9 protein-coding genes are annotated in these 8124 nt (G+C 36.0%); 2 read left to right on the plus strand and 7 right to left on the minus strand.

The window, feature by feature from the left end; translation table 11 throughout:
• Positions 1 to 544 precede the first annotated feature (544 nt).
• On the plus strand, positions 545 to 1015 hold the full coding sequence (locus tag T367_RS0117995) for a hypothetical protein (protein ID WP_027421096.1): 471 nt from the start codon (positions 545 to 547) through the stop codon (positions 1013 to 1015).
• A gap of 92 nt (positions 1016 to 1107) precedes the next feature.
• Here T367_RS0117995 and T367_RS23005 read toward each other — a convergent pair whose 3' ends face one another.
• Genes T367_RS23005 through ccoS form a run of 7 tightly spaced genes read right to left on the minus strand, consistent with a single transcriptional unit; the run spans position 1108 to position 7333 of the window.
• Positions 1108 to 1794: a sulfite exporter TauE/SafE family protein gene (locus T367_RS23005; RefSeq protein ID WP_072032225.1), complete on the minus strand. Its 687-nt coding sequence runs from the start codon at positions 1792 to 1794 to the stop codon at positions 1108 to 1110.
• Positions 1795 to 2226, minus strand: a complete 432-nt coding sequence (locus T367_RS0118005; protein WP_027421097.1) for a FixH family protein — start codon at positions 2224 to 2226, stop codon at positions 1795 to 1797.
• Between the two features lie 12 nt (positions 2227 to 2238).
• Positions 2239 to 3642 carry a cytochrome c oxidase accessory protein CcoG gene (gene ccoG / locus T367_RS0118010; RefSeq protein ID WP_027421098.1) on the minus strand — a complete coding sequence of 468 codons (1404 nt, stop codon included), beginning with the start codon at positions 3640 to 3642 and terminating at the stop codon, positions 2239 to 2241.
• Between the two features lie 4 nt (positions 3643 to 3646).
• A complete protein-coding gene (locus tag T367_RS23010; RefSeq protein ID WP_084274487.1) occupies positions 3647 to 4735 on the minus strand; it encodes a cbb3-type cytochrome c oxidase N-terminal domain-containing protein in 1089 nt (362 codons plus the stop codon).
• 16 nt (positions 4736 to 4751) lie between these two features.
• Positions 4752 to 4919 carry a cytochrome C oxidase subunit IV gene (locus tag T367_RS24575; protein WP_072032226.1) on the minus strand — a complete coding sequence of 56 codons (168 nt, stop codon included), beginning with the start codon at positions 4917 to 4919 and terminating at the stop codon, positions 4752 to 4754.
• Positions 4920 to 4925: 6 nt separating this feature from the next.
• The gene (gene ccoN / locus T367_RS23015) at positions 4926 to 7163 is read right to left on the minus strand and encodes a cytochrome-c oxidase, cbb3-type subunit I (protein WP_084274488.1); all 2238 of its coding nucleotides are present in this window, start codon (positions 7161 to 7163) and stop codon (positions 4926 to 4928) included.
• Complete coding sequence (gene ccoS, locus T367_RS0118025) at positions 7154 to 7333, minus strand: cbb3-type cytochrome oxidase assembly protein CcoS (RefSeq protein ID WP_027421099.1); 180 nt, start codon at positions 7331 to 7333, stop codon at positions 7154 to 7156. Before ccoS ends, ccoN begins: the two co-directional genes overlap by 10 nt.
• A gap of 608 nt (positions 7334 to 7941) precedes the next feature.
• Here ccoS and T367_RS0118030 point away from each other — a divergent pair.
• The coding region (locus T367_RS0118030; protein WP_027421100.1) for a helix-turn-helix domain-containing protein at positions 7942 to 8124 on the plus strand (183 nt) is incomplete at its 3' end.

The raw sequence follows: 8124 nt of genomic DNA on the forward strand, positions 1-8124 counted from the left end.
CATAAAATATTTGCTTAGAACCGTTTAAAACAGTAATGTCAAGAACATTTTTTGAAATATCTACACCAATAAAATATACAAAATCATTAATTTTATCCATAACTTTTATTTTTTGGAGTTACGCCTTTAAGCACAATTAATTCCCTGATAATAGGTCTAATACCTTAATTTCTATTTGATGCTTGCTTAAAGAACTAGTAAAGGATAAAATCGGGACATAGGTCTCTTACACCTTTAGCTATCGTTTATTCGCCTTTACTAGTTGTAACTCTAATTATAAACATCAAGATAATATCTATATTATAAGAAACAAACCTAAGGGATCCCTATCGGGAGCATCATGTGGTATTGTTAAGTTTATAATTAAAGCCAAATCTTGCCAAAAACAGGCTTTTCCCTGTTTGTAGTAAAGGTTTTTCCTAACTGCTTTCAGGGTTTTTTCCTGTTAATGATCAGTGAATTAGCTAAATTAAATTGGGAAGACTATATTTGAGAAATTCAAAAAAGATTATTTAATCACATATTATTTATTTTTTTAATCAAAATGAAAAACACGGATAAAATATTGATGAATAAAACACTTGTTTTTCTAGTTGAAAATAAGCATTATGCATTAGATGACTCTGAGTTAGCAAAAGAATTGTCTATAGATATCAAGACGGCTCGCTATATTTTCAATAAAGTTTGTGAAATTTCAAACACTGGGTTAAACTTGATAACTTCTGAAAAAGTTGATTCTGGAAAATATTTTATTGTAGATCTTCACGAGTTAGAGATAGAGAGATTTCTGGAATCCGGCGGATTTGAGAAATATTTAGAAATAGTAGAAAAAGAGCCTCTTGTTATTTATTCAGAAAATACTCACGTTGGTAATAATTCAGGAACATATAATCAAACGGCTAACACAGGTAATAGATATAATTTTCCTTCGCCTAATTCTAATTTAAAAACTATAATCATAGGCTTATTTGTTACAATCGTAGGAGGATTGATACTTTGGTTTATCACTAATTAACAACAAAAAACACCCTCCCCAAAATAACATTAAACCAAAACCAGGTTAACCCTTTCAAAGTAACCTCTTTCGGGGAGGATGTTCAACCAAAATCAATGACAAATCATAAAATCTTCACCAACCTTAGGCTGTGTGATTTCTTTGTGCAAATTAGTACCACCTCGGTAAATCATAAACAAAGCCAAGAACATAAATGCTGCTGTTCTAAAAACATTGGCATGTCGTTGGAACTTGCTCTTTAAAAGATTAGAGGAGAAAATAATAGCGCTCATTATTGGCATCGTTCCAATACCAAAAAAGACCATAAATAAAATGGTGTCTAGCATACTCTCTTGCACCAAAGCTCCTAATGCTGCCATGTACACCATGCCGCAAGGAATAAATCCATTAAAAAAACCAATATATAAACTGTATTCTAGTTTCTGCTTCGCGCTAGATTGGGCAATGTTTTGTTTAATTTTTCGGATGGGGTTGTAAAGATGCAGTCCTCGTTCTTCAAGTTTGCGCAATAGAAGAGGGGTAAGGGCCAAAATCGCCATGAATACACCAACTGCTATGGTAATAATTGCTTGTACCTTAAACGACGTTATTGCAACAGTTAAAATGCCCATTAGCAATCCAATGATCACATAAGCCATAATCTTGCCGCCATGGTATAAAAGTATCGACCATAAACGGCTTTTACCTTTCGCATTCGGAATCATTAAAGCAATTGGTCCACACATTCCTATGCAGTGCCAACTCCCCAATAGTCCGATTAAAAAGGCGGAGATTAACATTTAAAACTGAATATTCGATTCGTATCGGTATTCTTTTTCACCTTCGGTCCATTCTACACGCACATCGTAATAACCTTCTTTAAAATTCTCAAAAGCCAAAACTTGTTGATTGGTTTCGTCCGGTTTTAAATCGAATTCACGGTCGTAGATCTTTTGATCTGGACGGTAAAAAATAATCTTCCCTTCCTTATAAGCCGAAGCTGTTTTAGGAAATATGAAAACAATTCCAGCTTCCGTTTTTTGGAAATTAATCTTTAAATCCTGGTGATTATAATTGTATTTCGCTTGTTTGATATCATCAAAAGCCAATTCGTTTTCGTAATAATCTTCGCGCACTAAATCTGCGTTTTTACTGAAGGCTGTGTATACGAAACTTAGAATAAAGATCATAAAACAAACCATCACTACCGCTATACTTTTTCCCCAATTCATAATTTTGTTTTTTTAAAATCCTGGTCCGTTAAAATTTATTTTTTGCTCAACCATTAGCACACCATCTTCGTAAAGACCTATTATCACTGGTGTACTAGGTCCTAGTACCGCTTTTTCGTCCATGGTTACAATTAATTCTCTTTGTAATACTTCGCCTTTCTTCAAAACCAAATCTCCACCAATAGACTCAACGGAGGCATTCTCACTTAATATTTTTAAAGTGATATTATGGTCTTGATTCGTTTTGTTTAGAATCGTCGTTTCAAAAATATTCACATAAGTACTGTCCGTCAATTTCTGATACGTTGTTCCACGTACCCGTAGAATATTCATATCAATTTCAGATCGCGTAAGAATCAATGTCGCCAAAAGACCAACAATTGCAAACATCAATACGATATAAGCCTTAGTTCGAGTTGTCAGTTTCCAAGGTTTACCCGTTTTAATTCCTTCTTCAGAATCGTAACGAATCAGTCCTTTTTCTAAACCAACAGCATCCATCATGTGATCACAGGCATCCATACATAAAGTACAGCTAACACATTCTAATTGCGTACCATTTCTGATGTCAATTCCAGTAGGACAAACATTCACACATTGATTACAGTCAATACAATCTCCTTTTTCTTCTTTTACACGGTCTTCATTTTTTCTGAATTTTGCGCGAATTTCACCACGGACATAATCGTAGGCAACAACAATTGAGTTCTTATCTAAGAGTACACCTTGCAATCTACCATAAGGACAAACTGTTGTACAAACCTGCTCTCTGAACCATGTAAACACGGCAAAAAACACAGAGGTAAAAAGTACGATCGCAATTAAACCGCTAATATGTTCGCTTGGTCTTCCGAAAACGATATCCTGCAATTCTTCAATTCCAATTAAATAAGCGAGTAAAGTATTGGCAATTAAGAATGAGATGGCCCAGAAAACAGACCATTTTAAAACCCTTTTAAAGATTTTATGGCCATTCCAAGGCATATTGTCCAGCTTTTTTTGTTGTTTCCAATCTCCATCAATCCAATATTCAATTCGACGGAAAACCATTTCCATGAAGATGGTTTGTGGACAGACCCATCCACAGAAGAGTCGACCAAAAACAACAGTAAAAACGATGACCAGAATCACAAAGGCAATCATACCTATTGCGAAAATGAAGATATCTTGTGGCCAGAATATTTGTCCAAAAATGACAAACTTTCTTTCCAAGATATTCATCAATAAAAGCGGTTCGCCATTAATTTTAATAAATGGACCAGAAAAAAGGAGCAGTAATAACACGTACGAAACCAAAGCACGTTTATTAAAGTATTTTCCCAATTGTTTTTTAGGGTATACCCATACACGTTTTCCATCGGTACCGACAGTTGAGATCTTGTCTCTAAAGCTTTCCGATTGATTTGATGCTCCCATTTTTTTATTCTTTTAATTCTCCCTGTGGCTCTTTACCGTCAGGGGCTGGAATTTCTTCCAGATGTAATACATATGATGCTACTGCTTGAATATCGTTGGCAGGCATGAGTTCTTTCCAAGCCGGCATTCCGTTCGCAGCACCTTCAGATATCGTTTTAAAGACAGTTGAAATATCGTTACCGTATAACCAATAAGCATCCGTTAAGTTCGGTCCAATTCCACCGCGACCGCTATCCATGTGACAAGACATACAGTAGGTATCATAAACACCTTTACCTTTAGCGATAGCTGATGCATCTTCCAATAATGTCACATTAGCCGCGGTAATTAAGTTAGGGTGAGCAGCTTTATATTCTGCTACTTCTCTTTCGCCTTCAGCCATTTCAGCTAAATATTCAGCCTCTTGTAGATTTCCAATTTCAAATACTTGGTAATAGAAGAAATAAACAACAGCCCATACGATAGTGATATAGAAACCGTATTTCCACCATGGCGGCAAATCGTTATCCAACTCTGTAATACCGTCATAATCGTGATCAATTAAGATACTACCTTCGTCTTCAATTTCAACCGCATTGGTTAAGTTCTTCGTAATTTTTTTCCATTGAATCAATGGTTTTCTTTCCGGTAAATCTTCAGCGATTGTACTTCTAATAATTTTTGCAAAATAGTAGATGAAGCCAAGCAATACAATATCGATGATAACATAAGCCCAAAATACACTATTCGAAAAGGGAATTAAGCTTTCAGCTGGAGCAGTATTTCCTGCTGCCATCGCCGAACCAGAGAATAATAAACCAATTACGAGGATCGTCTTAGCATTAATATCAATCGACTTTTTTTCCTTTTTATCATACTTATGCCAGAGCATAGTTTTCGCAACACCAGCCATCGCTACCATTATGAAGACTAATAATACAGTAAAGAGCGTCATCACAGTAAACAAACTAGTTGAACTCATACCCAGCATATCATATATCTTTCTGGTTGGCGCTGCCACTGACACTGCCTCAGTCTGACTGAATATTTGAAAAGCTGGCAACATACACAGTGTCGCAAAGCCTTTTTTTATTGATGAAAATAATAAATTCATAGAATAGGTTTTTCTGTTAATCTTCTAATGGATATTGTTTGATGTCGTCTCTTGTTTTTTTATCAGATCGAATGACGTGAATCGTTAGTCCAACAAAAAAGGTGAAAAATATAACCAGAGATATAAGCGGGAATATTTCAATTCCGTCAATACTTGTAAGGTGACCTTTGATATAACTTAACATCTTATATTATTTTAGGTTAGCATTAATTTCTATTGCAGTAGTGTCAATTGCAAGGATCGTATCTGCACTAACAACTGGCGCTTCTTCAATTACTTCAACATCCGTTGTGTCTTGTTTAGGCTCTTTATGAATGTCAGAACCTAATCTTTCTAAGTAAGCGATCAATGCCATCAATTCCATATCAGGTCTTGCATGTTTAATCTCCGGATCTTGTTCCACAATTGCATCGTACACTTCTTGTGCCTGTGCAACTAAATGTGCAACTGCTTCATCTTCGAATCCTTCAGGATAAGGAACACCTAGCGTTTTCATGGCAAGTATTTTATTTCTTGTATGACTTGTATCCAAAGGATCAGTCAACCAAGTATAAGCAGGCATGATAGATTCTAAATCGTAAACACGCGGATCAATCATGTGTTTATAGTGCCACGATTCTGGTTTATTCATTGCATTTCCTTTACCAGAACGGTGCAAATCAGGACCAGTTCGTTTAGATCCCCATTGGAATGGGTGATCATAGATGAACTCACCAGCTTTAGAATACTCACCGTATCGTTTTACTTCATCTCTAAAAGGTCGTACCCATTGAGAGTGACAGTTATAACAACCTTCTCTCACATAGATATCTCTACCTTCCAATTCGAGTGGTGTATAAGGTGTCACCGTACTAATTTTAGGAACATTAGAACTGACCATAAACGTTGGAACCAATTCTACCAGTCCACCAATTAAAATAGCCACCAAAGAGAAGATTAAGAAACGAATTGGACGACGTTCAATCCAGCTATGCCAGTGCTCGCCTTTCGTTCCTTTTTTAGGATTCACTAAAGCAGGTGCTTCAGCAGCTTCATTTGCTAAGAAGTCGCCTTGTTTCGCAGTTTTAATTAAGTTGTACACCATTATCAATACCCCGATAATGAATAGCAATCCACCTAAAGATCTCATCATGAAATAAGGTTTCATTTGTGTAACAATCTCTAAGAAGTTAGGATTTGCTAAACTTCCATCAGGTGTAAATTGTTTCCACATTAACCCTTGCATGAATCCAGCCCAGTACATTGGAATTACCCATAGAATGATACCTAAAGTAGCAATCCAAAAATGCGCATTCGCCAAAGTTTTAGAGTAAAGTTTCGTTCTCCACATTTTAGGAACTAAGTAATAAGCCATACCGAAAGTCAACATCCCGTTCCAGCCTAATCCACCAACGTGAACGTGGGCAATAGTCCAATCTGTAAAGTGTGTAATCCAGTTTACATTTTTAAGCGATAACATCGGCCCTTCGAAAGTCGCCATACCATAACAAGTTAAAGCCACTACAAAGAATTTTAAAATAGCATCATCACGTACTTTATCCCAAACACCTCTTAAGGTTAAAAGACCGTTTAACATACCTCCCCAAGAAGGGAAAAGTAGCATAATAGAGAATACTACACCTAAAGATTGTGCCCAATCAGGCAAAGAAGAATATAATAAGTGATGCGGTCCAGCCCAGATATAGATAAAGATCAAAGACCAAAAGTGAATAATTGATAGACGGTAAGAATATACTGGTCTTTGAGCTACTTTAGGAACAAAATAATACATTAAACCTAAGTAAGGAGTTGTTAAAAAGAATGCAACGGCATTGTGACCGTACCACCATTGAACCAATGCATCTTGCACACCAGAATACCAACTATAACTCTTCATAAAAGAGACCGGCAATTCGACAGAGTTCACAATATGTAAAACCGCAACAGTTACAAACGTTGCGATATAGAACCAAATGGCAACATACATGTGTTTAACACGACGTTTGATGATTGTTCCGAACATGTTAACACCAAAAATTACCCATAATAAGGTAATAGCGATATCGATCGGCCATTCCAGTTCGGCATACTCTTTACTTGAGGTATACCCCATAGGTAAAGTAATAACCGCAGCTAGAATGATTAATTGCCATCCCCAGAAATTGATATAACTCAATTTGTCTGACCACATTCGCGCCTTTAGCAATCGCTGTAAGGAATAATAAACGCCGGCAAAAATACCGTTACCTACAAAGGCAAAAATCACTGCATTGGTGTGCAATGGTCTAATTCTACCAAATGTTAACCACGCAGTAAAGTTTAAGTTGGGCCATACCAACTGAAGGGAGGCGAATAAGCCTACCAACATACCAATAACGCCCCAGGTAACTGTGGCAATTAAAAATAGTTTGACAATTTTATTGTCGTAACTGAATTTTTCTATTTGCATACTTTTGTTTGTTTCGATTCAACTTGTTCAACTTCATCATCAAATAACATGCGTACCGCAGGACCGTAAGTATCGTCATACTGCCCAGATTTAGTTGCCCATAAAAAAGACAATAAAAATATGGTCGCAATGCCGATACTAACAATAATAAGTACGAAGATGATTTGCATAATAATGGTGTTAATCTTTTACAGTACAAATCTATCTGTTGAGCGTTCTTCACTTGCTGACGTGCCGCAATTCAAAACATGATATTTGTCAGTAATTTGAAATAAGACATAAGGTTGTAAGACAAAAGATTGAAAGATGTAAAGACAAAAGATAGGATATAGACGAAAGTGCAGCTTTATGGCTTGAAGCCTTTGTGACCTTTGTGTAAACCTTTGTGATCTCTGTGGTTAAAAGAGAAAAGATACAAGACACATGATCCACCTGCGTTGAAACTTCGGTGGACGCAGTAGAAAGAGAAAAGACACAAGATGGAAGTTGAAACTTACGTTTGTTCCATAGCTAGAGTGAAGGAGTGCGGTAGATAAATGCGTGTAATTGAAGAAGATTAAGGCAATTTATAAGCGATTCCAAATAGATTATTTAGAAACAGTAATTTGATTTATAGCCATCAATTGAACTAATTACTATTAACTAACTGTAAAGTTTCACAACATTGTTGATAGCAATAAAGCCCTTTCAGCGAAGTGAAGGCGTAGCCGAAACGAAGCTGAAAGGGCTGGAAATAAAATAGTTGATTATTTTTGTTTTACGACAAATAAAAATAATTATGCAACAAATCTATCATTCCAATGCCAAGACAAATATACATATTCGTCAAGAAATTAAAAATAATCTGAACTTAAGTATTGAGCAATTAGCCTTACGTTATGGTGTTTCTCGTCAAACCATATTTAAATGGCGTAAAGCTGAAACTCCTGAAGATAATTCTTGTGCCCCTAAAAAAATAGAA

It is taken from the genome of Crocinitomix catalasitica ATCC 23190, from assembly GCF_000621625.1.
Classification (GTDB): domain Bacteria; phylum Bacteroidota; class Bacteroidia; order Flavobacteriales_D; family Crocinitomicaceae; genus Crocinitomix; species Crocinitomix catalasitica.

Bases quoted from the DNA above. Each gene is read 5' to 3' on its own strand.
- ccoN (WP_084274488.1), bottom strand. From the start codon at position 7,163: ATGCAAATAGAAAAATTCAGTTACGACAATAAAATTGTCAAACTATTT.
- T367_RS0117995 (WP_027421096.1), top strand. From the start codon at position 545: ATGAAAAACACGGATAAAATATTGATGAATAAAACACTTGTTTTTCTA.
- ccoG (WP_027421098.1), bottom strand. From the start codon at position 3,642: ATGGGAGCATCAAATCAATCGGAAAGCTTTAGAGACAAGATCTCAACT.
- T367_RS23005 (WP_072032225.1), bottom strand. From the start codon at position 1,794: ATGTTAATCTCCGCCTTTTTAATCGGACTATTGGGGAGTTGGCACTGC.
- T367_RS0118005 (WP_027421097.1), bottom strand. From the start codon at position 2,226: ATGAATTGGGGAAAAAGTATAGCGGTAGTGATGGTTTGTTTTATGATC.
- T367_RS24575 (WP_072032226.1), bottom strand. From the start codon at position 4,919: ATGTTAAGTTATATCAAAGGTCACCTTACAAGTATTGACGGAATTGAA.
- T367_RS23010 (WP_084274487.1), bottom strand. From the start codon at position 4,735: ATGAATTTATTATTTTCATCAATAAAAAAAGGCTTTGCGACACTGTGT.
- ccoS (WP_027421099.1), bottom strand. From the start codon at position 7,333: ATGCAAATCATCTTCGTACTTATTATTGTTAGTATCGGCATTGCGACC.